Raw genomic sequence first — 360 nt, 5'->3', positions numbered from 1 at the left:
CTGTAGCGATGCAGCAAGGCCTGGTAGGAGGCCAGCAGGATCATGAACAGACTGACCCCTTCGCGCTGGGCCATCTGCTTGAGGCCGCAGGCCAGCGCGGTGTCGATATCCAACTCCAGCCGGGCACCGCGATAGCTCATCACGGCCGGGCGCGCAACGTCAGTCGGGAGCTCAAGCACCGGCTGCTCGCCGCCCAGTTGCGCGGTCCAGTATTGCAACTGCCGCTCCCGCTCGCCGGCCTCCATCCAGTGCCGCTGCCAGATGGCGTAGTCGCTGTATTGAATCGGCAACGCTGGCAGTTCCAGGCTCAACCCTCGACTGAACGCGGCGTAACCCTTGACCAACTCCTCGACCATTACC

The 360-nt window shown here is 64.2% G+C and carries 1 protein-coding gene; it reads right to left on the bottom strand.

The window, feature by feature from the left end:
• A partial coding sequence (locus tag HX873_RS31615; protein WP_177123901.1) for a condensation domain-containing protein occupies nt 1-360 on the bottom strand: 360 nt, incomplete at both ends.

The organism is Pseudomonas sp. P7758, assembly GCF_013386485.1.
GTDB lineage: Bacteria > Pseudomonadota > Gammaproteobacteria > Pseudomonadales > Pseudomonadaceae > Aquipseudomonas.
This window is presented reverse-complemented; position numbering and strand designations above follow the sequence as displayed.